The sequence below is a fragment of the Photobacterium minamisatsumaniensis genome, from assembly GCF_050336695.1.
In the GTDB taxonomy this organism is placed as follows: domain Bacteria; phylum Pseudomonadota; class Gammaproteobacteria; order Enterobacterales; family Vibrionaceae; genus Photobacterium; species Photobacterium minamisatsumaniensis.
The window spans coordinates 1-26,308 of the sequence record NZ_JAKJSI010000018.1 but is presented as its reverse complement, the minus strand read 5'-3'; the positions used below and the strand labels follow the sequence as shown (position 1 = coordinate 26,308).

28 protein-coding genes and 1 pseudogene are annotated in these 26,308 nt (G+C 40.6%); 17 read left to right on the top strand and 12 right to left on the bottom strand.

The window, feature by feature from the left end; translation table 11 throughout:
• Positions 1-126 precede the first annotated feature (126 nt).
• Positions 127-1,404: an NRAMP family divalent metal transporter gene (locus L4D78_RS09555; protein ID WP_428466702.1), complete on the top strand. Its 1,278-nt coding sequence runs from the start codon at positions 127-129 to the stop codon at positions 1,402-1,404.
• Positions 1,405-1,556: 152 nt separating this feature from the next.
• Complete coding sequence (locus L4D78_RS09550; protein WP_428466701.1) at positions 1,557-1,805, top strand: HP1242/YdcH family protein; 249 nt, start codon at positions 1,557-1,559, stop codon at positions 1,803-1,805.
• Between the two features lie 132 nt (positions 1,806-1,937).
• On the opposite strand, the gene L4D78_RS09545 is transcribed toward L4D78_RS09550, so the two are convergent.
• Both L4D78_RS09545 and L4D78_RS09540 read right to left on the bottom strand, forming a co-directional pair.
• Positions 1,938-2,285 (bottom strand): hypothetical protein, encoded by a 348-nt coding sequence (locus tag L4D78_RS09545; protein ID WP_428466700.1) that lies wholly within the window; start codon positions 2,283-2,285, stop codon positions 1,938-1,940.
• 248 nt (positions 2,286-2,533) lie between these two features.
• On the bottom strand, positions 2,534-3,355 hold the full coding sequence (locus tag L4D78_RS09540; protein WP_428466699.1) for a DUF4344 domain-containing metallopeptidase: 822 nt from the start codon (positions 3,353-3,355) through the stop codon (positions 2,534-2,536).
• Positions 3,356-3,526: 171 nt separating this feature from the next.
• Between L4D78_RS09540 and L4D78_RS09535 the strand changes: the two genes are divergently transcribed.
• Positions 3,527-4,423 (top strand): LysR family transcriptional regulator, encoded by an 897-nt coding sequence (locus tag L4D78_RS09535; RefSeq protein ID WP_428466698.1) that lies wholly within the window; start codon positions 3,527-3,529, stop codon positions 4,421-4,423.
• Between the two features lie 82 nt (positions 4,424-4,505).
• On the opposite strand, the gene L4D78_RS09530 is transcribed toward L4D78_RS09535, so the two are convergent.
• Positions 4,506-4,982, bottom strand: coding sequence for an Lrp/AsnC family transcriptional regulator (locus tag L4D78_RS09530; protein ID WP_428466697.1), 477 nt, complete (start codon positions 4,980-4,982; stop codon positions 4,506-4,508).
• A 151-nt stretch (positions 4,983-5,133) separates the two neighbouring features.
• On the opposite strand from L4D78_RS09530, the gene L4D78_RS09525 reads away from it, so the two are divergent.
• Positions 5,134-6,096 carry a nucleoside recognition domain-containing protein gene (locus tag L4D78_RS09525; RefSeq protein ID WP_428466696.1) on the top strand — a complete coding sequence of 321 codons (963 nt, stop codon included), beginning with the start codon at positions 5,134-5,136 and terminating at the stop codon, positions 6,094-6,096.
• An 82-nt stretch (positions 6,097-6,178) separates the two neighbouring features.
• On the opposite strand, the gene L4D78_RS09520 is transcribed toward L4D78_RS09525, so the two are convergent.
• Together L4D78_RS09520 and L4D78_RS09515 are read right to left on the bottom strand one after the other, a co-directional pair.
• Positions 6,179-8,869, bottom strand: coding sequence for a bifunctional acetate--CoA ligase family protein/GNAT family N-acetyltransferase (locus L4D78_RS09520; protein ID WP_428466695.1), 2,691 nt, complete (start codon positions 8,867-8,869; stop codon positions 6,179-6,181).
• A 204-nt stretch (positions 8,870-9,073) separates the two neighbouring features.
• Positions 9,074-9,586: a DUF2301 domain-containing membrane protein gene (locus L4D78_RS09515; protein WP_428466694.1), complete on the bottom strand. Its 513-nt coding sequence runs from the start codon at positions 9,584-9,586 to the stop codon at positions 9,074-9,076.
• A 151-nt stretch (positions 9,587-9,737) separates the two neighbouring features.
• Here L4D78_RS09515 and L4D78_RS09510 point away from each other — a divergent pair, with 151 nt between their 5' ends.
• From L4D78_RS09510 to L4D78_RS09485, 6 genes are all read left to right on the top strand, one after another.
• Entirely contained in the window at positions 9,738-10,319 is a 582-nt protein-coding gene (locus tag L4D78_RS09510) for an SPOR domain-containing protein (protein ID WP_428466693.1), read from the top strand.
• A 125-nt stretch (positions 10,320-10,444) separates the two neighbouring features.
• Positions 10,445-10,792, top strand: a complete 348-nt coding sequence (locus tag L4D78_RS09505; protein ID WP_428466692.1) for an ArsR/SmtB family transcription factor — start codon at positions 10,445-10,447, stop codon at positions 10,790-10,792.
• A gap of 41 nt (positions 10,793-10,833) precedes the next feature.
• A complete protein-coding gene (arsB, locus tag L4D78_RS09500) occupies positions 10,834-11,856 on the top strand; it encodes an ACR3 family arsenite efflux transporter (RefSeq protein WP_428466691.1) in 1,023 nt (340 codons plus the stop codon).
• A 293-nt stretch (positions 11,857-12,149) separates the two neighbouring features.
• A complete protein-coding gene (locus L4D78_RS09495; protein ID WP_428466690.1) occupies positions 12,150-13,151 on the top strand; it encodes a D-alanine--D-alanine ligase in 1,002 nt (333 codons plus the stop codon).
• 102 nt (positions 13,152-13,253) lie between these two features.
• A complete protein-coding gene (locus tag L4D78_RS09490; RefSeq protein ID WP_428466689.1) occupies positions 13,254-13,427 on the top strand; it encodes a YhfG family protein in 174 nt (57 codons plus the stop codon).
• Positions 13,417-14,055, top strand: a complete 639-nt coding sequence (locus tag L4D78_RS09485) for a putative adenosine monophosphate-protein transferase Fic (RefSeq protein ID WP_428466688.1) — start codon at positions 13,417-13,419, stop codon at positions 14,053-14,055. The genes L4D78_RS09490 and L4D78_RS09485 overlap by 11 nt, the downstream gene beginning before the upstream one ends.
• A 106-nt stretch (positions 14,056-14,161) precedes the next feature.
• On the opposite strand, the gene L4D78_RS09480 is transcribed toward L4D78_RS09485, so the two are convergent.
• Positions 14,162-15,133 carry a tyrosine-type recombinase/integrase gene (locus L4D78_RS09480; protein ID WP_428466687.1) on the bottom strand — a complete coding sequence of 324 codons (972 nt, stop codon included), beginning with the start codon at positions 15,131-15,133 and terminating at the stop codon, positions 14,162-14,164.
• 196 nt (positions 15,134-15,329) lie between these two features.
• On the opposite strand from L4D78_RS09480, the gene L4D78_RS09475 reads away from it, so the two are divergent.
• Positions 15,330-15,704 (top strand): DUF3319 domain-containing protein, encoded by a 375-nt coding sequence (locus L4D78_RS09475; protein ID WP_428466686.1) that lies wholly within the window; start codon positions 15,330-15,332, stop codon positions 15,702-15,704.
• Between the two features lie 55 nt (positions 15,705-15,759).
• Here L4D78_RS09475 and L4D78_RS09470 read toward each other — a convergent pair whose 3' ends face one another.
• Together L4D78_RS09470 and L4D78_RS09465 are read right to left on the bottom strand one after the other, a co-directional pair.
• Positions 15,760-16,275 carry an ATP-dependent zinc protease family protein gene (locus L4D78_RS09470; RefSeq protein WP_428466685.1) on the bottom strand — a complete coding sequence of 172 codons (516 nt, stop codon included), beginning with the start codon at positions 16,273-16,275 and terminating at the stop codon, positions 15,760-15,762.
• Positions 16,276-16,368: 93 nt separating this feature from the next.
• On the bottom strand, positions 16,369-16,974 hold the full coding sequence (locus tag L4D78_RS09465) for an HAD family hydrolase (RefSeq protein ID WP_428466684.1): 606 nt from the start codon (positions 16,972-16,974) through the stop codon (positions 16,369-16,371).
• A 349-nt stretch (positions 16,975-17,323) separates the two neighbouring features.
• Between L4D78_RS09465 and L4D78_RS09460 the strand changes: the two genes are divergently transcribed.
• From L4D78_RS09460 to L4D78_RS09435, 6 genes and pseudogenes are all read left to right on the top strand, one after another.
• Positions 17,324-17,584, top strand: a complete 261-nt coding sequence (locus L4D78_RS09460; RefSeq protein WP_428466683.1) for a hypothetical protein — start codon at positions 17,324-17,326, stop codon at positions 17,582-17,584.
• A gap of 235 nt (positions 17,585-17,819) precedes the next feature.
• Positions 17,820-18,143, top strand: a complete 324-nt coding sequence (gene yciH, locus L4D78_RS09455; protein WP_428457894.1) for a stress response translation initiation inhibitor YciH — start codon at positions 17,820-17,822, stop codon at positions 18,141-18,143.
• Between the two features lie 424 nt (positions 18,144-18,567).
• Positions 18,568-19,799 (top strand): annotated as a pseudogene (locus L4D78_RS09450) (ISNCY family transposase).
• Positions 19,800-19,971: 172 nt separating this feature from the next.
• A complete protein-coding gene (locus L4D78_RS09445) occupies positions 19,972-20,100 on the top strand; it encodes a hypothetical protein (protein WP_428466682.1) in 129 nt (42 codons plus the stop codon).
• A gap of 68 nt (positions 20,101-20,168) precedes the next feature.
• Entirely contained in the window at positions 20,169-20,636 is a 468-nt protein-coding gene (locus L4D78_RS09440) for a DUF3653 domain-containing protein (RefSeq protein WP_428457892.1), read from the top strand.
• Positions 20,637-20,754: 118 nt separating this feature from the next.
• The gene (locus L4D78_RS09435) at positions 20,755-21,447 is read left to right on the top strand and encodes a hypothetical protein (protein WP_428466681.1); all 693 of its coding nucleotides are present in this window, start codon (positions 20,755-20,757) and stop codon (positions 21,445-21,447) included.
• Positions 21,448-21,479: 32 nt separating this feature from the next.
• On the opposite strand, the gene L4D78_RS09430 is transcribed toward L4D78_RS09435, so the two are convergent.
• The 4 genes from L4D78_RS09430 to L4D78_RS09415 all read right to left on the bottom strand — a co-directional run bounded on the left by L4D78_RS09430 (position 21,480) and on the right by L4D78_RS09415 (position 26,216).
• A complete protein-coding gene (locus L4D78_RS09430; protein WP_428466680.1) occupies positions 21,480-22,418 on the bottom strand; it encodes a S1 family peptidase in 939 nt (312 codons plus the stop codon).
• Positions 22,419-22,709: 291 nt separating this feature from the next.
• Entirely contained in the window at positions 22,710-22,910 is a 201-nt protein-coding gene (locus tag L4D78_RS09425) for a hypothetical protein (protein WP_428466679.1), read from the bottom strand.
• Between the two features lie 100 nt (positions 22,911-23,010).
• Positions 23,011-23,136 carry a hypothetical protein gene (locus tag L4D78_RS09420; protein WP_428466678.1) on the bottom strand — a complete coding sequence of 42 codons (126 nt, stop codon included), beginning with the start codon at positions 23,134-23,136 and terminating at the stop codon, positions 23,011-23,013.
• A gap of 824 nt (positions 23,137-23,960) precedes the next feature.
• Positions 23,961-26,216: a peptidase U32 family protein gene (locus tag L4D78_RS09415; protein ID WP_428466677.1), complete on the bottom strand. Its 2,256-nt coding sequence runs from the start codon at positions 26,214-26,216 to the stop codon at positions 23,961-23,963.
• Positions 26,217-26,308: the final 92 nt, after the last annotated feature.

Sequence of the window (26,308 nt, the reverse complement as noted above, 5' to 3'; positions counted from 1 at the left end):
TGTGTTTTCGTTAACTTTAAGTTAATAACTCCGATTGCCAATAAATGGGTGGTTGATTCTTTATGTTAAAACTGCGAGAAAGGGTTAACAAATACATAAAACGATAACAATCATCAGGACGTGATTATGTCAGACAGTGCTTCAATCCAACCCGATTCCGAAAATAGACTGCGTTTATCCCAGCTAATTAAATCTTTAGGCCCAGGCATCATGATGGCGACTGCCGCTGTTGGTGGCTCTCATTTAGTGGCATCAACAAAGGCGGGGGCGATTTTTGGTTGGCAACTTGCGCTTTTTATCCTGGTTGTGAATTTACTTAAATACCCCTTCTTCCGTGCCGGGGTGCAATACACCATGGGAACGGGAAATAGTCTGGTTCAAGGTTATGACAGCATGGGGCGCGGCTATTTATGGGTGTTTACGGGCTTAAGCTTAATATCGGGTATTGTAAATACTGCCGCTCTGTTGTTATTTAGTGCGAGTTTATTGGGCTACTTCCTACCAGTAACGCTGTCACTTCCTATTTTATCCGGTGTTGTTGTTTCTGCTTGTTTGGCCATTTTGTTTGCGGGTCACTATAAAGCGTTAGATAAGCTATCCAAGGTCATTATGGCTGTTTTGGTGGTAGCAACGGTGAGCGCCGTGACTATTGCAGCAAGCAATGGCAGTGCGGCTGCGGCAGATTTTGATGCGCCATCTGCATGGTCTATCGCATCAATTGGCTTTATTGTGGTCATGATGGGGTGGATGCCTGCACCGATTGAGATTTCATGCCTTACATCATTGTGGCTGAAGAGCCAGCGTAAAGAGCAAAACGTGACGGCACAATCGGCATTATTCGATTTTAATGTTGGCTATATTGGCACGGCTGTTTTAGCTGTCGTATTTCTGTCTTTAGGGGCGTTGGTATTACACGGTAATGGTACTGAGCTAAAATCGTCGGGCATTGGCTTTTCACATCAACTCGTCAGCATGTATGCTTCGACGATTGGTGAATGGTCTCGCTATTTGATTGCTGTTGTCGCTTTCTTCTGTATTTTCGGTAGTACGATTACAGTTATCGATGGTTATTCGCGTGCAATGGCAGAGGCACAGCTATTACTTCAAAATAAAGAACTAGGGCAACGTAAATACCATAATGCTTGGATGCTAGTGATCAGTGTGTCTGCAATGGCGATCATTTTGTTCTTTAGTTCTGCACTTATGCCTCTATTAGACTTTGCGATGATTTTGGCCTTTATGACAACGCCAGTCTTCGCACTCCTTAACTATCAGTTGGTTGCTAAAACGGATCTTCCAAAAGCGTTACAGTGGAGCCGTTCGATGACAGCACTGTCTTGGGTTGGCCTAACGTATTTGTTTGGATTCTTAGCGGTATTCATTTGGTGGAAGTGGTTGATGTAACCATTGAAACGGTAGTTTTATTAAGAAGGTCAGCATTTGCTGGCCTTTTTTGTTTCGGGATACTGAAAAGTGGTTATTCATTGACTAACCTTATCAAGGGTTAATAGGTAATCTACAACTTTTTATCAACTCAGTACATGAAAGAGGCTGCTATGTTGGGTGAAGAACACTCTCTACTTAATGATTTTCCAGAGTTTAAAGAAACCATTAATGCTTTAGTTGAAAGTGATGAATCCTTTAAAAATCTAAATAAGCAATACAATGCAATGGATAAAGAAATCCGTACATTGGAGTTACGAGGCTCACCCATAGCAGATGAAGAAATGCACCAATTAAAGCATGACCGTTCTGAGTTAAAAGATAAGTTACATCTGCGAGTAAAGACAGAAAAAGAAAGTTAGCGGTAAAAAAGGCCGGATACAGACAGGACGTGGTTATCTTTCGTATCCGGCTAGGTTTCCATGTTGGATATATTGCTTATCGTTTTTAGAATCTGGCTTGTTATGAGTGGAGCGTAAAGGTAAATATAATACCTATCCAGCTAATGATGGCTCACTCAGAGCATTCTTTATTTTCTTAGTTGGTTTGCTTGCAGGGACATTTAAGTCACTGTTTATAATTTTAATCGCGTGGATAAGGGATTCTTTAACGTCTTCATGTTCCTTTGCATCGAGCGCATGCAGAGCTCTAAATAACGTTTTCTGCAATTGAACAATTTGTTCGCCAGCCTGTTCTAGCTCTAGGTATTCAATGGATGCGATCTCATTGGTACGTTTATTTATTATCTCACTGGGTATCGCTACACGGTTAACTACAAGCTGTGTAGTGCAGTGTTTAAGGTAAGAGATTGTTTGAGAGAGCGACTTAGAAGGCTGTTCCATGCAGTAATTCCTTATTGGTAATATTTTATGCGTAGTTCCTTATTCGCGTTAAACCAATATATTTTAGCGCAAGGTGTTGATTATTAACCTAGATCAAAGGGACTGACTTTGGGCGGCGTTTATCGCGACCTTTTATTCATTTTTATGATTAAGATATCACCTTGGTGAGAAAATTCTCGGGGGATATACAAGCAATTGTGAATATAAATTCTTTAATTTGAATGTGCTACAGTTATCTTTACGTGATTTTATTCCCTTGGTTCATTTAAGTAAGTAAACCAGTTTGTTGATACGCGTTCAAACTCTTCAATACAAATGTCTTCTTGCTCTGTTTTGAATTGTTTTTCGATATCATCTAATAACTGGGGATGACTTTCAGGATCACTGCCATATACAAGGCATAACGTATAATAAAACCGTTGTATATCGAGGCTATGTTCATCAATGAAATCCAGATTTTCAAAATGTTCAATTTCCTCGTCTTCAAGCGCAAAAAGATCTGCAGCGCTGATGGCGATAGCATCGCCATTATCAACGAAGTTAAGTAACACGATGGTCGCAAAGCTATCAACGGCATCTTCTTCTTTACCTAATACCGGAATACTGTTTACTGCGATGTAGGCATGGCCAAGTTCATGCAGGAGTGTATGGAGCAATGTATCGAGGGCACTGAGTTGAATTAGATGGGTATCTTGGCTTGTTTTATGTGACCGATCAGGCATCGATGAAGTAAATCGTTCTGTCGCATGGTGCCAGAATGAATAAGGAATATGGATTTGATGCAGCTCTGGGTCATACAGTGGCCCATCTTCTGTACCAAAGATTATTTTTACGGGGGGCGTAAATTGCACGATAGACTGGCTTAATTGGCGAATGATATCGATCGTCTGAGATTGCTGTATCAAGGCTATTGCCTGAGTGTCTTTTTCATTGGTACTCGGAAGAAAAGATATTTTAACGCTAGACTTGGTCTTTTCATTTGCTAGAGCGGTAAAAGGCAAACAAGTTAATACGCTAAAGCCAATAATAAACAGAGGAAGTAGGCGTGTACCTATCGAATAAAAAGCCATATCGTCTCGCTAAGTGTTTTTGGATTAATGCTTTTGTTAAGGGTGGTACAACAGAGTCTGGATTTCAAAGTAGATGTGAAATACGTATAAACTCATGGCAGCAGTTGTAGGGCTGGGGTATGGTGGCAAATAGAATGAAATGGATGTTTGCATTAATGGTTTGGGGAATACGTGAATAAATTATTATCTTTTGAAGCATTATTGGTTCTTGATGCGATTGAGCGTCGTGGCAGTTTTGCTGCGGCTTCTGAAGAACTTGGCCGGGCGCCTTCTTCGCTGAGTTATCAGGTGCAAAAATTAGAACAAGATTTAGATCTGGTGATCTTCGATCGTTCAGGTCATAAAGCGGTATTTACTAAAGCTGGGCAATTATTATTAGAAAGAGGTCGATTATTGCTAACCGCGGCCGATGAGATGATTTCAGATGCAAGTGCATTAGCTCACGGTTGGGAGCTAGACTTAACTATTGCTTATGATGGCTTGGTAAAACTTGAACATCTTTTGCCATTAGTTGAAGGGTTAGGAAAACAAAGTAAAACCCGTTTACGTTTTCAAGAAGAAATATTGGCGGGATGTTGGGAAGCACTAGCCCAAGATCGCGCCGATATATTAATTGCACCAGCACCTGCAGTCGCGCCACCAGAGGTCAAAATTAGACCCCTAGGAAAATTAGACACGGTGTGGGTTGCGCATCCTGATCATCCTATTCATCAGCATGATAACCCATTAGATCCGGCGGTAAGAAAACTATACCGTGGTATCGCTGTTGCTGATACAGCAAGAAGTTTACCACCGCTTACGCATAATATTCTCGATGATCAGCCATTATTAACGGTGAGCTCTATGAATGGTAAAGCTGCTGCGCTGAAAGCTGGCCTAGGTATTGCGACATTACCTTCTAGCTTTGCCGAGCAAGCTATTGCCAATGGTGAACTAGCCGTTATTGGTGATGATCCGGTTTATGAATTAGAGCTGGTGGTTGCATGGAACCGTAGCCGAATGGGTAAAGCTAAAACATGGTGTGTAAAACACATTGAATCATTGTGGAAAAAGCAATTTTCTAAATAATTTGTGTAGCGGCAATAATAAGAATGGTAAGGAAGAACACACGGCACTGAGGAGATAGCTATCACGTGCCGTGAAAGGGGCTTTAATCTAAAGGAATGCTTTCTAGATTCACCTCAGTTGTAAATTTAACCGTTCTTAGAGACAGTGAGGTATGAAACTTTCTAATATTTAGGTCTTTACGTAAAGAATTTTCGATGAAATTCTCATACTCAGGAATCCCTGTGACTTGAATGATAAGCAAAAAGTCATAACTCCCAGATATCTGATAACACTGGGTAACTTCTGGATATTTTAATATCGAGGAGCGAAAGCTGTGGTAAATATCCCCTCTGTCACTGTCCATTTCGATGGAGACTATAAAGGTTATTATATTTCCGACTAACTCTGGGTTCACCAGCGAGACGTCACCAATAATCGCCCCTTCTTCACGTAGACGCTTAACTCGCTTAAGGCAGGCTGGTGGTGAGAGTCCCACTTCATCTGCAAGTTCTACATTAGGAATTCGATTATTCTTTTGTAAAACCATCAGAATGTTACGATCTATGCGGTCAATATTCAAAATTTCTCAAAGCCCTATTTTTTATTAATATTTAAATCTAATGGTAAGTAGATAAGAAATCAATCGTTACTTTAGACGTTAAATACAAAATACTATTAACTAAGATAACTCTATCATAGCAGCATTCAAACACAGAAATAAGCTGACTAGAATGAACCGATTTTTGCAAGAATTTAAACAGTTAGGGATCGATATACTGTCTACAACAATGACTTTATTTAAGGTCATGATCCCCATGATTATACTCATTGAAATTGCGGATAACCTTGGTGGTGTTGAGCTATTAAGCGATCTATTAGAGCCATTAATGGCTTTACTAGGCTTACCGAGTTCAATGGCTTTAGTTTGGGCGACAACGATGCTGACGAATCTCTATGCGGGAATTTTAGTGCTAATCAATACTGAGGCAACCCTGACTGTTGCTCAAGTTACGGTGCTTAGTAGTTTGCTTCTTATTTGTCACGGATTACCTTTGGAGTCAACGATCTCTAAGAAGGCGGGTGCTCCCTTATGGGCGATCGTATCTTTGAGAGTCGTTGGAGGGCTTGCCTTTGCTTGGCTGCAAAAAATTTACTTTGATGCGACATCAACAAATCAGCACGTTACTAAAATACTGTGGCAAGGTGAGAGTAAAGTGTATGACAATTATTTTGATTGGACCCTCGGTCAACTTGAAAGCTTGATGAGTATCTTTGTCGTTATTGCGATACTGCTTTGTATGTTGCGAGTTTTGAAGTTGCTAAAGATAGAAAACCTGATGGGGCTGATTCTTACTCCTTTATTAAAGATGCTAAGGGTGAGTAAAGATGCCGCAAATTTAGCCGTTGTTGGTATTACATTAGGTCTTTCATATGGCGGTGGGCTAATTATCAATGAAACTAAAAACGGTAACTTGTCTCGTGCCGATGCGTTAATTACCGTTCTGTTACTTAATTTGCTACACAGTATCATTGAAGACACCGCGTTAGTTTTGCTGCTAGGGGCCGATTTAATGATGGTTTTATGGGCAAGGATAATTTTTTCTATTGTTGTTATGGTGATTATTTCTCGTATATACATGGCTTATAGAAATAGAAAAGAGTCGTTAGACGGTAGTTCATTATCACAATCTTAGTATGAGAGTGCGTGGTATCACGCAGGGAAAGATTCGAGTGATTACGCGGCATGTAAAAACATGCCGCGATGCTAACTTATCATCACTTTAGCGGCAAAAGCATTTCAACAACGCCATCCTCCATTTGAATATCTATTTCAAACCCAACTTTTTGAGCCAACATGATCATTCCTCGGTTGGCTGGCATGGTCATCCCCGTAATACGTTGTAAGCCTTGCTCACGGCAATAGCGGATGATTTTATTCATGAGAATACTCCCGAGACCAACACCTTTTAGATCCGATCGAACCAGAATCGCAAACTCAGCGTCGATGTTTTCAGGATCGGATAGGGCACGTGTAACGCCGATAATCTTCTCACTTTTATCACCGTTTGAATTAATATCGTCAACGGTTGCAACAAAAGCCATCTCACGGTCAAAATCAATTTGTGTGAAATTAGCCAGCGCTTCATGATTAAATTCCCCGACGTCAGAGAAAAAGCGTTTGTAGAGATCATCAACCGACACATGAGAGATAAAATCTGCGTGCTTAGGCTCATCTTCTGGCAAAATTGGCCTTAGCAAGATACGCGTACCATCCTTCAGGGCGACTTCTTCTTCATACTCTTTAGGATAAGGGCGGATGGCTAAGCGTTGCTGTTTGTTACCTTTAAACGAGCGAATAGTCATAGAGGCGTCGATGACCGTCATTTCATCGCCAGACGCTAATAGAGGATGAATATCAAACGTTTTAATTTCTGGGCAATCGATAATTAACTGCGATATTTTCACTAGAAGCTTACACAACGCTGGGATATCAATACGCTCAGGCAGACTTCGTTGTTTGATTTTTCCTGTTTTAATCGCATTAATCACCATGTAACGCGCTAACGCCATGTTTAATGGTGGGATAGCGACAGCAGCATCTTTATGAATGTTCCATTCTGCGGCATCTTCGCCCATCAAAATGACTGGGCCAAAAACTTCATCGTTATAAACCGATACGCGAAGCTCCTGCGCACCAGAGCGTTTCGCCATCCGTTGTACTAAAAGGCCATCAATACGCGCATCAGGGTAATTGAGTGAAACACGGTCAAGAATGGCTTGTGCACTGTTTGCCACTTCAGCTGCTGTTCTTAGATGCAACATAACGCCATGAACTTCTGATTTATGGTGAATGTCGGGTGATCTCAGCTTTACCGCTACAGGGTAACCAATTTGTTCGGCAATATGTGCGGCTTCTGCCGGATCGGTGGCTATCCATGTGGGCAGGGTTTTAAAACCATAGCTTTCTAAAACAGGGCGAACTTCATGCGTTTCTAACTGAGTAATACCTTGTGCTAATAAATGGTTGAGCACGTCATGAACATGTTTAGGATTTGCCTGAATCTCACCAAATGAGACGGGTGTTTCCATTAATTGTTTTTGATTTCGACGGTATTCCACAAGGTGCATGAAGGCTGATACCGCACTTTCAGGCGTACGATAAGCGGGGAATCCAGCTTCTGTGAACGTATATCGAGAAACAATTGCCTCATCTTCACCAGCCCAATTGGTTAAAATATTGAACTTGCGAGTGCGAGGGTGATTTTTCAATACTTCCACAAGACGTTTTGCTGCTTCCTGACCCGGTGCGATTGCAGAAGGTGAATGCATAATTAGCAATGCATCGAAATCATCGCTATCAAGCAGTATTTTTATTGATTCTTCATAGCGGTGAATATCGGCATCACCGATGATATCGATTGGGTTTGATTTAGACCAACATGACGGCAATATATTGGATAATTTGCTGGTGGTTTCTTCACTCAATTGCGCTAGCTTTCCGCCTCTATCTGAGAGTGCGTCAACCGCCATAATTGCTGGCCCACCGCCATTGGTGATAATTGCGAGTCTTTCGCCTCTTAGGGGAACAGAATGTGCAAGGGTCTCTACGGCCGCAAACAGCTCATGCGTATTATGTACGCGGAGCATGCCTGAACGTCTGATAGCGGCATCATATACCGCATCTAAACCAGGGTTTCCCCCTGTGTGTAAGTGAGCAGCGGCACTTCCTGCTTGTGTTCGACCGCTCTTAAGAACCAAAATTCGACGGTTACGCGCGGCGGCGCGTGCTGCTGACATAAAGCGGCGAGCGTCTTTAACCGAATCAATATAAAGCAAGATAGCTTCAGTTTTACTATCGCGGCATAAGGTATCAAGCAATTCAGCGAAATTAATGTCACAGGCGTCACCGAGTGATAAAAATGTAGAGAAACCAATGCTTTTGTTTTTTGCCCAATCAAGAATTGTGGTGCATACAGCGGCAGATTGAGAGATAAAAGCAATGTTACCTTTATTGGCTGCAATAGGTGAAAAAGAGGCGTTCAGGTTTAACCAAGGCAGAATGAGTCCCATGCTATTTGGGCCAACAAGACGCATACCATAGCGTTTCGCCATGCTAAACATCTTGGCTTCTTCCGTATCGCCATCTTTGTTGATGGCGTTCATACCAGCAGCTAATACAATAGCGACTTTCACGCCTTTCTCGCCGAGTTGGCGAATAATATCGACATTTCGGAGCGCGTTGGTACAAACAATAGCGAGATCGGGGACACGAGGTAAGCTATCTATCGTTGGGTAAGCCAGTACGCCAGCGACAGCATCATACTTTGGTGTGACAGGCATGATTGGGCCATGAAATGAACCTGAGAGCAGGTTACGTATTACGACATTTCCTGCGCGACTAGGGTTATCTGAAGCACCAATAACAGTAATAGATTTAGGTTTAAGAAGCTTGTCTATTCCTTCCATAGTACGACACTCGCTTATCTTGTTATTAATTATGATTTGAGTGTAACGAATGACGGTTGGAGTGTCTGACTAAAGTATGCGGGCTGTGATCAATGCCTATACAAAAACAATATGCTTTTCATGGTTGTAGCGAGATATGAAGGTTGTGCCTGCTTGTTGCCGCAAGGTATTACGGCGACAAGCATATAGGGCAAACTACGAGGTTTAAACTTGGTAACGAGTTTTATCACCAATGTCATAATGCAGTGGCATTCGCCACTTTGAAAAAGCGGCAATTGCTAATAAAACGGCACTCGCCATACTAAAAGCAATGCTAAGTTGTGTTGAACCAAAGACAAAGCAAAACCAAAAGCCCGCAAGGCAAAGTGGTGTCAGTAATAGCACTTTAAGTTGAAAACAGAAGTACTCCTTTATCGCTAACGCACTAAAACTAAACAATGCGGCACCAATAGCAAGTGGGAACCAAAAACCGGTCATTTGCCAGATGGTGGCAAAAAGCGCACTACCAAGGATCAGCCAACGAAAACGTTTATCATAGATATGCACTGTTGTTGTCGCGATTAGTGCCGCCATGATCAAACCTGTTCCAGCAAGATTTGGCTCCCAAGCAATTAATGCAATAATTACAGCCGAGGCGGAAAGTGCACAACGATAGAGAATTACCGTCAACGTGTCTAAAGCGTCTAATTCGCACTGAATGTGAGGATCGGCCATCATATAACTCCAATAAATATCGAAAAACACAGCCATTTTACGCTTATTTCGTGTGACGTAGGGCAATAGTTATTGATCTATATTAACGTTAGGCTTGAATGGGTTAAAAACCAGCGGCAGAATGGGGGGAGTATTTTTATCTGGCAGAGTAATAATGAAAAAACTAGCCGTGATTGCCGTCGCGTCAGCCTTAGCAGGGTGTGCTTCAGAACCACAAACCACTCAGATAGTGACGTCTTCAACCGAAGAAGTGTATACAGAATCGCAGCTTGGTTTTATAGATGCAATGGATCAAGCGACATTGAATGAAGACGTTGTTGTTGCCGACACACCAGTAGCAGAAGAAACAACGGCAAGTAAAGTCATCAAAAAAGCGGCGGAAGAAACTCAACAGCAAGAGCAGGAAATTGCCGCATCCTCTCCTAAAGAAAGTAAGCCCCAAATCAAAGGCGTAACTCAGCGTGGCTACACCATTCAAGTACTTGCGTTAAGTCACAATAAAGGCTTTACAACGTACATGAATAAATTACCTTCGGATAAACCCGTCTGGATGAATAAAAAAGACTTAAACGGGATACCTTGGTTTACGTTGTTGTACGGAGAGTTTGATACAAAGGAGCAAGCCAAAGTGGCTTTGAACGCTTTACCAAAAGATGTACGTGATTTTGGACCGTTCATACGAAGTATTGATGATATTAAATTATCCACGTCACCGAAGTTGACAAAATTAAATTAATTTCAATGAGTTAACCATATAAAAAGGTAGTCGAGAGGCTGCCTTTTTTTGGTTTTTATTTCCTATTTTCTAGAAATATAGATTTTAATTATTGATCATTTCAAGAGTTCTTGTAGTATTGAAATATGAACAGAGATAACGCAACAACAATATTTGACTCACTGTCTTCAGCTGTACGACTTGACGCTTGGCGTCTGTTGGTTAAAGCCGGTCATGAAGGCAAAGTCGCAGGGGAAATGGCAAAAGAAATGGGCGTTGCCCCAAACTCTTTATCATTTCATTTAAAGGCGATGTTACATGCTGGGTTAGTGTCGGTTGAACAACAAGGGCGATACCAGCGGTATAGAGCAAACATTCCAGTCATGATGGATTTAATTGCCTACATGACAGAAGAATGTTGTAACGGTGATGAAACAGCAGATTGTCACCCAAATAATCTGAGTAAAGTCTGTAAACCATCTGAAAGTGAATAGATGTAAGTTTCATTGATAACTAATGACTTGAGGTTGCCAGAATGGGCATATTTGAACGTTTTCTAAGTATTTGGGTTGGTATTGGAATGGTTATCGGCTTAGCCGGTGGTGTTATATTTCCTCAATTGTTTTCCTTTTTAGGTGACTTACAATACGCACAAATCAATTTAGTCATAGCTGTACTTATTTGGCTAATGATCTATCCAATGATGTTACAGGTTGATTTTTCATCGATTAAACAAATCCATCGCCGTCCGAAAGGATTGGTCATTACTATTGTTGTGAATTGGTTGATTAAACCCTTCACAATGGCACTTTTAGCCGTCTTTTTCATTCGCTATATTTTTGGTGCATGGATTTCACCTGATCTCGGCAACGAATATATTGCCGGAATGATTCTACTTGGTGTCGCACCATGTACAGCAATGGTCTTTGTTTGGAGCCAACTAACGAAAGGTGATGCAAACTATACCGTTGTGCAAGTTGCAATTAATGATTTGATTATGGTGGTCGCTTTTGCCCCGATAGCAGCATTTTTGTTAGGCGTGACTGATGTTACTGTTCCTTGGGATACGCTACTACTATCAGTTTCGTTGTTTGTTGTTGTTCCGCTACTTGCGGGGGTTATCACTCGTAATGTAATTCGAAAGCAGGAAAAAATCGATAAGCTTTCAGCAATATTGAAGCCACTTTCAATTGTTGGCCTGGTTGGAACCGTAATTTTATTGTTTGGCTTCCAAGCGCAAACGATTATTGCGAACCCTATTGATATTGTTCTGATTGCTATCCCATTGCTGATTCAAACCTACCTCATTTTTGCTGTGGCATATATATGGATGAGAAAGTGGAAGCAACCGCATAGTGTTGCAGCTCCTGGTGCGATGATTGGTGCATCAAATTTCTTTGAGTTGGCTGTTGCGGTAGCGATCAGTTTATTTGGCATTCATTCTGGTGCCGCATTAGCAACAGTGGTTGGGGTACTTGTCGAAGTACCCGTGATGTTAACGCTTGTTGCATATGCTAATCGAACTCGTAATAATTTTGAATTAGAGCCCGCGACATAAAGCCTGTGGTACGCTTGCAATGAGTAGCAAGTATTGCTCTAATGAATGGGTATTCAATAAAGTGAATACCCATTTTGACATTTAAAGCTTGGCTTTTGTGGTTGGATAGTCTAGCCAATGTTAATTTATTGAAAGATATCACTGATGGTAAAGATATAAGGTGCAATAGACACCTATTTTTTATTACTATTAGGTCAGAATAAGACTTTATCGTGAAATGTGTTCGTTTTGCGGTAAATTAGCAATAATTATTAACTGGCAGATGATGTCAGTAATGAAAACAAGGGATGATAATGAGTTCAATCCACGTATTACTACTTTGTGGCGGTGGTAGCGCCGAGCACGAAGTGTCTCTCGTATCTTCAAATTATATCGAGCAGCAACTCCAACAGATTGACGGCATTAGCTATACCCGTGTTGAAATGAAAACTGATGGTTGGTTTACGGCTGAAAATGAGCTGTGCCAATTAAACCTTGATAGCACATTACAGCTAGTTGAGCAGGCCGATAAAAAGGTAAACGTTGATTACGTTATTCCTTGCATACATGGCTTTCCGGGCGAAACCGGTGATCTACAATCGTTTTTAGATATGGCAAACCTGCCATACCTTGGTTGTGGTGCAGAAGCTAGTACAAACTGTTTCAATAAAATCACAACTAAGTTGTGGTTCGATGCACTAGATATCCCCAATACACCGTATGTCTTCTTAAGTGAAAATAATGCGGAGTCTCACTTAAAAGCAGAGCAAGCACTAGAAAAGTGGGGGAAGGTGTTTGTTAAGGCAGCTTGTCAGGGATCATCGGTAGGTTGTTATCATGTTGCTGATAAAGCACAGCTAGCAACAGCAGTGAATGACGCATTTGGCTATTCTGAACAAGTGTTAGTAGAAAAGGCGATTAAGCCTCGCGAACTTGAAATCGCGGCCTATCAGTATGGCGACGAGCTTGTTATTACCAAGCCTGGTGAAGTGTCTTGTCCTGATGATCAATTCTATACCTACGAAGAAAAATACAGTGCAGATAGTCACTCAACGACAAATGTTGAAGCGACTAACTTAACCGAAGAGCAGGTTAAAGATATTCAGCAATTTGCTCGAAAAGCATTTATACAAATGAAGCTGAAAGATCTGTCTCGTATCGATTTCTTCTTAAGTGAAGACAATGAAATTCTATTGAATGAAATCAATACGTTCCCTGGAATGACGCCGATTTCAATGTTTCCGCAGATGTTAAAGCATCACGGACATAGCTTCACAGCCTTCCTTGAGAAGGCAATAAAAAATGCAGTGAAATAATCGCATTAAGCCGGACAACTTGTCCGGCTTTTTTATTCATGATTCAGGCAATTTACTCAAAAGGTGCAATACTGACTTTAAGTAGATAAGGGAAAAGGGTCGATGTTAACTGAGGCACAAAAAAAATCACGATACAAATCAATGCAGGCGAGGAATTATACTGCCAGCCTGCAATTAGAAGGGATTCATCTAGCATCTAATAATGATAAAACGCGCTCTTCTGAAGATACAGAGTCTAAACAAATAGCTGATTTAAAGTTAAGGTATGCGAGATAAATACGATGTAGAGCATGATCCGGATTGTTACCCTGATACCAGCGTTTTGGTAAACTTACTATCAATCCGTAATGAAGACGAACTTGAAGCGGCAGAGCGAGACTTTACCCATGTTCGTGCGACTTATTTTGAGCCTGAGTTCGATAACTTTACACTCGAGTATCTACAGACAATCCACCAAACGCTCTTCCAAGACTTATACGCATGGGCAGGGAAAGTTCGCCAAGTAGACATAACGAAAGGTGAGACACGCTTTTGCCATTGGCAAAACATTGCACGTGAAACAGATAAGTTACTCGGTGCGCTCCGAAATGAGACATTTTTGTGTAACTTACCACTTGATGAATTCATCGCTCGTATTGCCCACTATTATTGTGAGCTCAATGTAATACACCCTTTCCGTGAAGGTAATGGCCGTGTTCAACGAATATTCTTTGAAATACTTGCTATTAATGCTGGCTATGAAGTTTGCTGGGAAGGCATTAACTTAAAAGAATGGGTTGAAGCGAACCAAGCCGGATATTTTGGCTTACTACAACCACTAGAAATACTATTTGCTCGAATTACACAGCCAATCGATATTGAAAAGGGTTATGGTGAGCATTGGAACGATGCTCCGAAGGTGTGATAGGAAGTAAAACAGTTCAACCCTAACGCACTATAACTTTACGCTTATATATAAAAGAATAAGTAGCATACGAGGATTGTTTAAATCATATAAACTTAATAATGAATTAGCTTTCCCAAGGTTTAGGCTTTACATACTTCGCAACTTCTTTATCATGCCTATCTGTATTTCCAACATATTGAGCAGGCATTGCAGGGCTTTTCCAACGTCCTTGTTCTTGTATTTCGTTAATACTTAAACCCGAGTCCGAAAGATCTTGTGCAGCACCAACCCTAGGCGATTGGCCTGAAAATAATTCTGCTTTGGGTAATCCAAGCTCATCACTGGCTCGTCGGAATACTCGGTATATTGAGGAGTGATCAAGAGGGCGATCACCAATGTTGCTGTGTCTATCTATTCGACGGAATAAATAGCCATCTACGATAAAGCTTACGACTAACCAGCGCTGTAGAGTTTGGGAAGAAATACGGCTTAATGAAATTATGTTTGGTTCAACATTAATATCAATGAGCCCATTTTCATGAATCACTAAATCTTCTAGCATTAAATTTGCGAGTTCACTGCGTTTCAACATCGCTTCAAACATCACAGCCCAAATAGCGACATCACGAATATCTTTTGGTTTTATGGATAACTCAAAGCGCATGATAAGCTTTTGCAAATGCTCATCACGAAATGCGGCTGCATTTTCATAGTCGTCATGTTTTGCAAGTTGCTGTTTTTTCATTTCAAGTCTGATTTCCGACTTAGCACAAGGGTCGGGTAAGTCATGACATCGGTGTATCAAAGAAATAGTTACCATGTAACGTTTCAGGCTGGCAAGTTTACGTGTTTTAGACATTTCTTCGATGTAGCGATGAACCGTATCTGCCTTTGCTGGTAGAGGTGGGATTTTGTTATCTGAGCAAAAGGTAAGGAAGTTATTCCAGTCATTATTGAATGAAATAAGTGTGTTCATTGCATATTGACCGCGAGTTAAGCGTTGAATGTCGTCAAATGACGTTTGCTTTAACGTAAAGTGCTTTAAACTAGCTTGACGCTCACTTTCATCACTTATAGGTGCTATTTTTTTAGTCATATGAACTTTACCTAGTGCATTATAATTTTATTATTATAACAGCATGCTATAAAATGCGCGCAAATTTGTTCTATTTCACAGATTGAATAAATAATAGGCTTGTTAACAAGACAAAAAAGAACCTGAGTGCTTCAATTATCTTCAAACGGATTAAATAAGCAATTGCTTCAAAAACAACTCAAATAATGAGGCTAAAATGAAGAAACGTCTGTTTCACAGGGGCCATAACATAGAAAATGCCACTGGTTCACCTGATGATTGGAAAACCACGATCAATGGAGCGGCAGTTAAGAATAAACTGACACTTGTGAAAAAAAGTATTGATTGGTGGTGCGATATGAAAACATTCATGTCACCAGAAAAATTTGGCGATATTTCTGGCCAGTCAAAACAGTTTTCACAAAAAGCAGAAGATTATAAAGGATTTAAACTTATTAACGATAATGGTGAACCCAATGGATGGTATGTCATGATTGGTAATAGGTTACTTAAAGGATCGCCTGCTGCGATAAAAAAACATTTAGACCTTGTTTTGCTAAAAAGACAGAAACTACAGCAGCGAAATGGGTAGGGTACTTAATAGAAAAACGGCCAGAAAAGACAGGCCGTTTTACTTCATCATGGAGTTAGTCTTCGTCGTCGGATTTTTCTACGTCAACTAAGTAATCACCAGTCAGCCAATTACGGCCAATGAGTAATTTATAGTCGAGTTTGCTTCTGTCTCGGAGGTTAACTGCAACTGTTTTATGCTCGCCATTCCAGCTGAGATCCATTTCAACGGCGTAACGACGCTCGACACCTTGTGCATTACGAATTTTACTGACTTTAACTATCTTAGCTTTATATGCTGCTTCTTTGCCTTTTTCATTAACCGATGTGAACTCAACAGTATGTCCAAGGTGGTCACGCATATCATCGCTATCGCTATCATCACCAGTTACTTTAATATTTTTAGCATGAATAGAGGTTGTTTCTGCTCCCGTATCAATTCGAGCTAAGTATTCCATGCCAAGTTCTTCTATCTTAATCGTCTCAACTTGGCCAACAACTGACTTAGTCTTATCACTTTTAGATTCAGCCATAGCAATATTCGTGTAGCCTAAAGAAAGTAACATTAAGACAGGAATGAAAAGTTTCTTCACAAGGAACTCCTAAGTATTTGGTTTTAAAGCGTATACAGTGTGCCAATACAGAGATGAACGTTATATGAATTAACGCAATCTATCTAGAGTAGATTAGTCAATTTTAAGTAATTTTCGAATTTCTAAGCAACTATCATCCGGCTTTTCAAATTTTAGCACTTGAAAACCAAGTGAATTTGCAGCTTCAACATTGACAACCTGATCGTCAATGAATAAAGACTCTTCAGGCACAAGTGAAAAACGTTCTATCAAGCTAGAAAAAAACTCTGATTCTGGCTTTATCATTAGCTCTTTCCCCGAGACTAAACCGCCATCAAAAAGCCCATATAAGTTATGTTTTTCATTAAGTTTTTCAAAAAAAGCACTGCTCATATTTGTTAAAAAATAGGCAGGTAATCCAGCGTTTAAAACATGATGAATTAAGGCTTCTGTTTCAGGGATAATTGTTAAATTATTCTGTATATGCTCAATAAAATCTTCCATTCTTGGCTCACTTAAGTGGGTGCGAGCCGCAAACTTAGGAATAGCTTCTGCCAACAACATCGTTCCGCGATCTAAAGACAGCCAATCAGGATGACTTAAGACTTGCTCGAGTAGTAGCTCTTGCTCATGCTCAGACTGAGTAAACGAAGTAACAATGCGTTTTGGATTCCATTCAAACAGTACTGCGCCCAGATCAAATATTACGTTTTTAATCATAACCGTTTCCATTAAAGTGCTTCCAGAGCATCAAAAGTACCTCTATCACTAGTTAAATAGGGGACACGTTAAAATGATTTTTCAATGTATTCAATTCGCTCCACAGTTACCAAGCTCTTGAATAAATAGTTAAATAATTATTGACCGATTTAGTACTTATCCCCACTTTATTCATTCGAACTGTGAAGCATGTCGATCCATAGACTGAACAAACTTCAGTTTTATTCATTATCCGATGAGTCCTCGTTCACGAGTTAGCATGCCTTCCGAGGTATAACTAAACAATGCTAATTCATCAGGCTCTATTTTTTGATACTTTTAAAAAAATCATTAGTTTTTGGGATGGATGATGAGAACTGAACAAACAGATAGCAGCGATGATATTTATGATGAAAACGATATTCAACTTTTAGAAAAAGTGTTGGTAGTGACTTGGTTAGACATTTTAAATTCAGAATTTGATAAAAAAGTAATCTATGCAAAAGATTCTGAGATACCAATCGTAATCCACATAGCTAAGCGGCATCTTAATGAAAATGCAACCGTAGAAAAACTAAGAGATATTTTATTTCAAAGGCTTATAGCATTGGAATCCAATAAGTTAATGTAACGCAAGAAAAAATAGCCATTGTGCTGTGCCTTTATTGTTATTATGCCCAGTTCAGATAACACATTCGGTATGGCACAAGTAGCTGTAATGTAAGGGTATTTATGTAGTCCGAACATTTGGCATTTTGATTTCATTTACTAATCTTGTTAATATCCATACTAAGGAAATACGTTAATAGCTTCACTAAAGTTATTATCGGGTCAACAGATTAAAGAAAACCACCGAGATTTTTCAAATGAATGATAACAGTCGCTTAGTATTCTCAACTGAAACAGGCCGCATTAAAGAAGACAAGCCAGCAGCTCAACGTCCTACAGGAGATGGCATTGTTCGTATTCAACGCCAGACTAAAGGTCGTAAAGGCAAAGGCGTTTGTATTGTTTCAGGACTTGATCTTGATGATGCACAACTGAAATTGCTAGCAGCACAGCTTAAGAAAGTCTGTGGCTGTGGCGGTTCGGTTAAAGACGGTACCATCGAAATTCAAGGTGATAAGCGTGAGGTTATTAAAGCCGCGCTAGAGAAAAAAGGACATACAGTGAAGTTAGCCGGTGGCTAAACTGAGTAAGCTTGTAAAGCTCGATATTATATCGAGCTTTTTTTGTTGCTTGTGAAGTTACTTTTAGTTTGCCGCTTCAAAGGTAATAACACAGAGTGTTAAGCACTAGGCCAAATGAACATTTGCAGACGGGATTAAAACAAAAGTGTTTATTACCTATTTTATGGTAAATAGCCAATACTGTTAAATTGTACAGTGGTTTTACGAACTGACTATAAGTAAAAACAAGAAAGAGAAAAGAGGGATGACAACTTAACGTTAGTGTATTCATATCTATATAGCCCCAAACCCTATTTAACATAAGGTACATAATGCGCACTGAGGGTGTAGGAACTAATTAGAAGTGTCATGTTTGAGCCAGATTGAAATGTCATGTTGAACTAGCCTCTAAGCACCTTTGTTTTGCCGTATTTGGATCCTGTGGATGTTATTGACCATGACTGACAATGAATTAATGAGAATCAAGCTCGTCCAAGATAACTGTGATAAACGGATCACTGGTGTTGAAGCGGCCCGTTTGCTAAAACTGAGCACACGCCAAGTTTATCGATTGGCCCGACACTCGCTCACGAAAAACTGACGGAGCTTCATGGTATCCACGTTGCCGTTGAAACCCTCCGGCAATGGATGATTGCAGATGGTTTGTGGGTACCTTACGTGAAACGCAAACCTCGGATTTACCAGCCTCGTCACCGCCGGGATTGTCTGGGTGAATTAATCCAAATCGACGGCTCCCATCATGATTGGTTTGAAAGTCGCAGCGATAAGTGTTGTTTGCTCGTTTACATTGATGATGCCACTGGCCGTTTGATGAACCTGCGTTTCAGTGAAACGGAATCAGCCTTCGATTACATGGCCGCGACACGTGAATACATTAATCAGCATGGTAAACCGTCAGCCTTTTACAGTGATCGTCACGCGATATTCCATGTCAGTAAACGTGATGCAGAAACACCGCGGTTAACCCAGTTTGGTCGTGTACTCAATGATCTACACATCGAGCTCATCTGTGCTAATAGTTCACAGGCCAAAGGCCGTGTTGAGCGCGCGAATAAAACGTTACAGGATCGCTTAGTGAAAGAAATGCGATTACGAAATATTGATACGATTGAGCAAGCGAATGCCTGGCTCCCCGACTTCATCGCTGATTTCAACCGCCGCTTTGCTAAACCAGCATGTTATCCGAAAGACATGCACCGGCCAGTACGGGAGTCAGTCGACGAACTTGATGATATCTTTGCATGGCAAGAGCTACGCAAGCTCTCGAAATCACTGACATTCCAGTACGATAACGTTATTTATCTAATTAATCCGACAGAACAAAACAGTCGACTGGGTCGACAAGTGGTCAAGGTGCTTGACCGTCCTGATGGCACCATTGCCATTCAATACGGCAATCGTAAACTGGAATTCAAAATCTTCGACAAGCTGGCCAACATAAACCAAGGTCAAATCGTCGATAAAAAGCGCTTGGGCACGGTACTTCGGTTTGCCCAAGAGAAACAGCAAGAATTCGAGCGACAACAAAAACGCAATCGCAGTAAGAAAGCGCCCAAACGCACGGCACAGAAACGGGCAATCCGGCAATTGGAGGCCATTAACCCGGTCTTGTTACACCCAGAACAATGCCAAGCAAGCAGCAAAAAGAAACCCTGACTTCCCTACTCTATAACGAGTTCCTGAGCAGGATGCACTACCTTGAAAGGAGACATTCTTATCTGGGAATAAAGCGGGACACTTTTAAATGGGATAAACAGAGGGGTCTAAATTTAACATTTGCCGAGGGTCTTTGAGTTAGCCTTGAAACCTTTGATTTTGGAGATTAAAAATGCTCTGGAAACAGTTAGTTAAAACAGACTTTGTTGATTTATCTGCCGCGCACCACGTTGTATTACTGAAACCGTCAAAGCCAAGCCTCTTGGCTGACTTAACACGGATGTTCTGTTTGATAGCCTGACCCGATGAGTCTTGCTGCTATCAATCGGAAAAAACTGTAATACAACGGAAAATTTTGCGAGGCACATCATGCTGCATGAATCATTCAAACGCCTTTTCTGGCTTCATTTCGATAGCACCCAACAAGCTGCGGCTTGGTTTCATGTTCGACCCAAGACCGTTCAACGTTGGTTATCCGGTGAAGTTGACGTGAATCCGATGGCGGAAAAACTCCTTATCATTCGCGCCCGTGGCTATTTGCCCGATGATACCCGTTGGCAAGGATTTCGGATTGATGAATACCGCTGTGTGATTGTTACGCCTGAAGGCCGACGATTCAGCCCCAAGGAATTGGACTGTTGGGCGCTGCGTTATGATGAGTACCACGCGTTAAAGCGGATGTACGAGCTGGACTATATTCCGGTGCGTTCCAATGTGGTTACGCCGTTCCCGTTCCGTGGTGGCCGCCGGATAAAAGAGATCCAGCAGGAAACCGTCAGTAAAGATAAGAAAAAAGCCTACCGTAATGTTCAGGCCAAGCGCGAGAATCAAAAGTAAGCTCCCTAGCCTTGCAGCTTTATTCGTTAAGCACACCGCAAGGCTTTCTTTTTATACGTTTCAAATGCGTCTGAATTTGGATACTGGCACAAACGATAAGTTAAACAAGGATGAAACTATGAGAGTCATTTATTTATTTCTCGCAACTGTCATGATGTTTGGTTGTGGCGGCGGTGGTGACAATGAAACGAACGAGCAGCAAGGAACAAGCACAGCGAAGGCTCAATTTAATGGCCTTTATCAATCAGACGATGCCGTTATGATTGTCGATATGGATCAGCAAGGCCAAGTTATTGCCTACGACAGCAGTAATACCATTTACTCATTTGATCATGTTTATACCTTTAGCAATGAGCTACGTTTGCATGGTGTTCAAGTTACATTTGACGGTGGTTTTGAACACTTCCCCGACCAAGTTATAACGGTATATTTTGAAAACGATACTGCTCACGCAGCTACAATAGTCAATGGTCAATCATTCGTGCATGACTTTAAGCGTCAGCCAGCCACATTATCGTTAGATGACATGGTTGGCACACATACTAATCAAGATACTGGTGAAACGTGGGCGATTGAAAGCGATGGTACTTTTACTGTGAATGCCTATTGCACCTTAACTGGCCAATTATCGATTGCGGAAAACTATTACCACTCGTTAACAGCTACGGCATCAGCGTGTCCAGATTCAAACTTTGATGGTGACTATCAAGGAATGGTGTTTAGCGTAATAATCCAAGGTGAAAAGTTTCTAGCTGGTGCTGTGTATAACGATGAAGGTAATTACATGTGGGGTTATGTTCCATTGCCATAAAAGAAAAAAGCCCGCAGGAGCGGGCTATATTATTAGGCTTCATTCAAACAAACTAAAGGAACAGCATACGTCTTGCTCTGCTCTGCAATCTTTGACGGCGATACAGACTTAGAAGTTGATGATGTCTTATAGCCAATGTTTAACTCATTTAGAAAAATAGTAAACATCGACGACTTAATTGACTCTTGCTTACCTTTTGTCACAAGGCCTATGACATTTCCATTCTCAGCAATAACAGGGCCTCCAATATTGCCTTCATTTACCTCATTTGTAGTCCTCATAATTCTTACATCATTATTTTTACCTGATGCAGAACTAATAATTCCATCTGTTATCTTGCCTTGATAAGTTGGTGTCTTCGTATTAACCACGTCAGATAATTCATAGCCATAGGTGTAAGTTCTTTCACCTTGAGTAGTTTGCTTGCTTAGGCCAATTGTTGCGTATGAATTGTTAGGTGTTAGAGCTTTTAAAACGGCAATATTATTTCGTTTATCTACACGAACAACGGTTGTTTCAAGTAATCGACCTGAACGCTCATAATTGATTTTAGAACAAGCATCAATCATATCACTCGTGGTTAGAATGTTATCTTTATTGACAAAGAAACCTGAAGCTTTGACATTCAAATTTGGTTTGTAATTAATACCTTGAGACACTATGTTGAAATTATTGACCGTGGAGCTTTCAGCTTGAGACGAGACTGGTTTTCCATTTACCTCTGTAACGTTACAGTTAAAGCCGCCAGAATTTACACATGTTTGTTGCGCTAATTTCATTGCTTCTGATGTCGAAGCTGCCCCCCATGCTGCACCTGCAACATTATTTGTACCAATAGAAAAAGCTTTATTATTTGGCTTTGCTCGATATTGGTTATAAAGGTTATCCGCGCTGTTCCCTGTAGTCTGGCACCCTGCTACTAGAGCTACTGACATTGCCACAATGCCATATTTAAATATTTTATTGTTCATTATTGTCCACATGAAGATATGAGTGTTCTTATAAAACACCTTGCATTTTACCGCGATAATATCATGTTTAATAACGATTAAATGTGGTTATTATCAATTTAAATCGGTTTTATCATGAAGCCACTCAAGCTTAAAAATCCGCTTTTCATGTTGTGCTAACATCCTTCTTAGTTCACCTAGCACTGACTCATGAGCTTTTACCGAACGGAAAAGAAGGTAGCAAATAATCAAAGTTGGAGGTGTAACCCCCAACTCTGAAAACAACTTTATGAGTTCTCCCATCCAAGCCCCCTAGCCTTTAATTTCCTTGCGAACTGTATCGAACAAGCCGATAAACGCAGCGGATAACATTGGAATCGTACCGCCAAGTTGTGCACCAGATTCACCAACGGTGACGGTAGCTAGATCACTATTGCCCGTGATTAAGCCCACGGCAACACTGCCCAATAACATTAAGCCTGTTTTGGTACTTGTCTGTTTCAAATCAATCATAACAATCCTTGTGAACGTAAAAATTTAATCGCGTATGCGCCTGCAACCATGCCTGCAACACTGATCCCAATTTTAGTGAGTACAATTTTGGTAGTTAAACTCATGCCAGCTTTACTCCTTCCATGACTTCACTTAGTGGATATTGGCGACCAACTTCCATACGTGCCATGGCCTGAATGACTACCACAACCGTGTTGTTGTTCTTGGCATCAATATAAAGTGACAACGTGATGAGCTGTATATAGCAACAAATAATGTGATATTAGCCACATTACTTTGATTATTAACCAACACTAAAAAATCGGGAATATAATTAAATTATCTACACCCCTACACCTTATATACATCAAAAATATGGAGTTAGTTGGTTAGCATGATTATTAGATTTTTCATTTCATTACTTGTTCTTTTACTATCATTTTCAACGGCTGCTAATGATAGTAAGAACATTACCATTCATCTCGAGAGTGATTCCGATAAATCAGTATGCAATTTTTATCACAACACGATTCAGCAGCGCGAATTAATGATGAAAAGCATTAATAAAATTGAAAAAAATAAGAAAATTTATCGATGTTTATCCTCTCTTCCAGAAGACAAATTTTCATTTTGCACCATTAACGGGATTAATTTTCAATCAGGAAAAGGTGTCTGTAACGTTAAGTTGAAAGATAAAAGATTCAATCTTGAGACATCCTCCGTTGACGGAAATGTGAAATGTAACTTTTTCTGCTCAAGCGTGGCTTTATAAGGCTGGTACGAGGGAAATATAGTGGCCAACTTCATTTCCCTTAAGACCTGCAAATGGCATTAAACTTAGCTAACTATTAGGCCAATTTAGTCAGTAGATTGATGATGGTGTACTTTCAGTTACTATTTGTATTAATATTTGTATAACAAAGCAAAAGTTATAGTGCATCAGATGATCGAATATTCTTAACGTGAGTATTCCCCAATACAAAACCGCCGACTGATAAATAGCCGGCGGTTTACTGTATAAAGTTGTATCGTTTTTTAGGACGAGACAAACATGCGTTTGGTCAGGATGTATTACAGACCTTGCACGTATTGAGCATTAGTACGAACTTCGACTAAGCTATCAAGCTGCTGTTGCGAACCTTCAACACCATTGATTAAACCTTCAAAGTGTTTAATCAGCTCAACCTTGTCTTGTACTTCTTTCGAACCCGCACCAATGTTTGTAAGGTCAATGAAGAACTCATCAAACAAACCAGAAAAGTCTTTAACCGCATCGTGATTTAAGAACTGCTCATGGTTGTAAATACTTGGGTAGCCGCCTTTTTGCTTATCAACTGCGAAAGAAATCCCCTTCACGTTGGTAATTGTCGTCGCTTTCTCACACTTCAACATACAGCCCGCTTCAATGCTTGGTTTGTTACAACCCACCGTTCTTTGGAAGAAGCACTGACGGCTCGTCATCATCAGGATTGGATGGTAAATGCTGTAAAACAATTTAAAGTTCTCAGGACGAGTAATATGGCGAATCTGACCTTTATTGATCTCATTCGAAATAAACGCACCGGCACAATTCAACTCTTCTTTTAGCGTAATTAAAGCATGAGAGTTCGTCGTGTTCATGAATGGCCCAGCCACCCACTCAATACCCATCTCATACGCTTTATAAGCAATACCAGTATTGTTGGTAACGATACGCTCAGGTTTAACTTCTTCAAGAACACGTACCGCTTCATCGTAATCTTTACCAATGAGTACCGCTGGGAACCATGGGATCAAGCGTGGGTTCGCAGCAAGAATATCGATGTATTTATTACAACGCTTCTTAAAGCTTTCTGGCAATTTGAAGTAGACATCCGCTTCCGTCACATCGCACAAGTGAAGGTCTTCAACATCCGCGATAAGGATAGAAAGCGTTGGTGTTTCGTTTACCTTCGGGTGTTTAAGTAATGCAGGTACGTCAACGTGCTTAATCACCTTCATTGAGCCATTCAAGATGAATTCAATTTCATCTTTCAATGCAGATAGCTCTTTTAATGGGATACTTAAGCCTGCATCCAACTGTTCAAAGTCATATTTTTCAAGGCTATGAATTGCACTTTTGACCGATTTAAAGCGCTTTTCTAACAACTCTTGAGTGATCGCTTTTTCGCCAGCAGCAGCCAAAATAGACGCTGACTGAACCGTAAACGTTTCAGTGTCTGAAATAACAGATACGATAAAAGGCTGGCCAATTTTCGCGCTAAATGAAAGCGTCAGTGCCGTCTTGCGGATATCAAGGAATTCGATTTTCTCTCGCATCTCTTTACCCAACTCATTTTTTGAGCTGTAGAGATTGTCCGTAACTTCCTGGATTTGAACAACAGAAATAGAATCTGTTTCAGACGCAGCTTTATCCACTGCATAGTTCACACTGTTATCACGAGGATTATCGATGAACATGTCTTTCGTTAAATTACCTTTAAGGAAAGAGTTCGTGAAATCACGGTTAAACACTTTGTGCAGGTTTGAGTCGTCTTCGATTAGCAAGCCATTTTCAACAAAGCTATCAATCTGTTTACGCCAAGTATCAACCACCGTGTATACGTAGTGAGCGCCTTTAATACGGCCTTCTACTTTTAACGAATCGACTTTAGCGTCAACCAGTTCTGGTAAATCGTAATAAGCAGAGTTGTCTTTTAGGTTCAGCGGATATTTGTTGCCAGCATCGGTGATTTCATATTCATCACGGCACGCTTGGCTACAACGGCCACGGTTACCAGAGTTACCGACACTGACTGAGCTCGAGTAACACTGACCTGAGAACGCGATACATAAAGCACCATGTACAAACACTTCGGTGAGTACATCATGATCATGTGCCACTTCAGTTAGCATTTTAATTTCTGGCAGGTTCAGTTCACGAGATAGGTTTACGCGTGTCGCACCAATCTTAGATAAGAACTTAATTTGCCCTTCATTATGCGTGGTTAGCTGAGTAGAAGCATGCACGTCTAATGATGGGAAATGCTTCTTAACAAGGTCAAACAAACCGAGATCTTGAACAATAATGCCATCAAGTTTCGTGTTCACAAGCTGGTTCAATAACTTGCAGATGCTCTTAATTTCATACTCTAAAAGAACAACGTTAAGCGTTAAGAACACTTCACAGCCATATTCATGAGCAAGGCGAATAACCCCGTTCAATTCATCCAGCGATAAATTGGACGCTCGGTTGCGAGCATTAAACGTGTCTAAACCGCAATAAACCGCGTTTGCACCAGCAACGATGGCCGCTTTAATTGCTTCAACATCGCCACCAGGGGCCAATAACTCTATTTTCCTGCTCATTTTGAAACCGCTCACTTTCTTAACTTATAATATTTTTGAGCGCGTATTCTAACTACATCACCAATTCATTACCACATATCTAGCTTTTATTG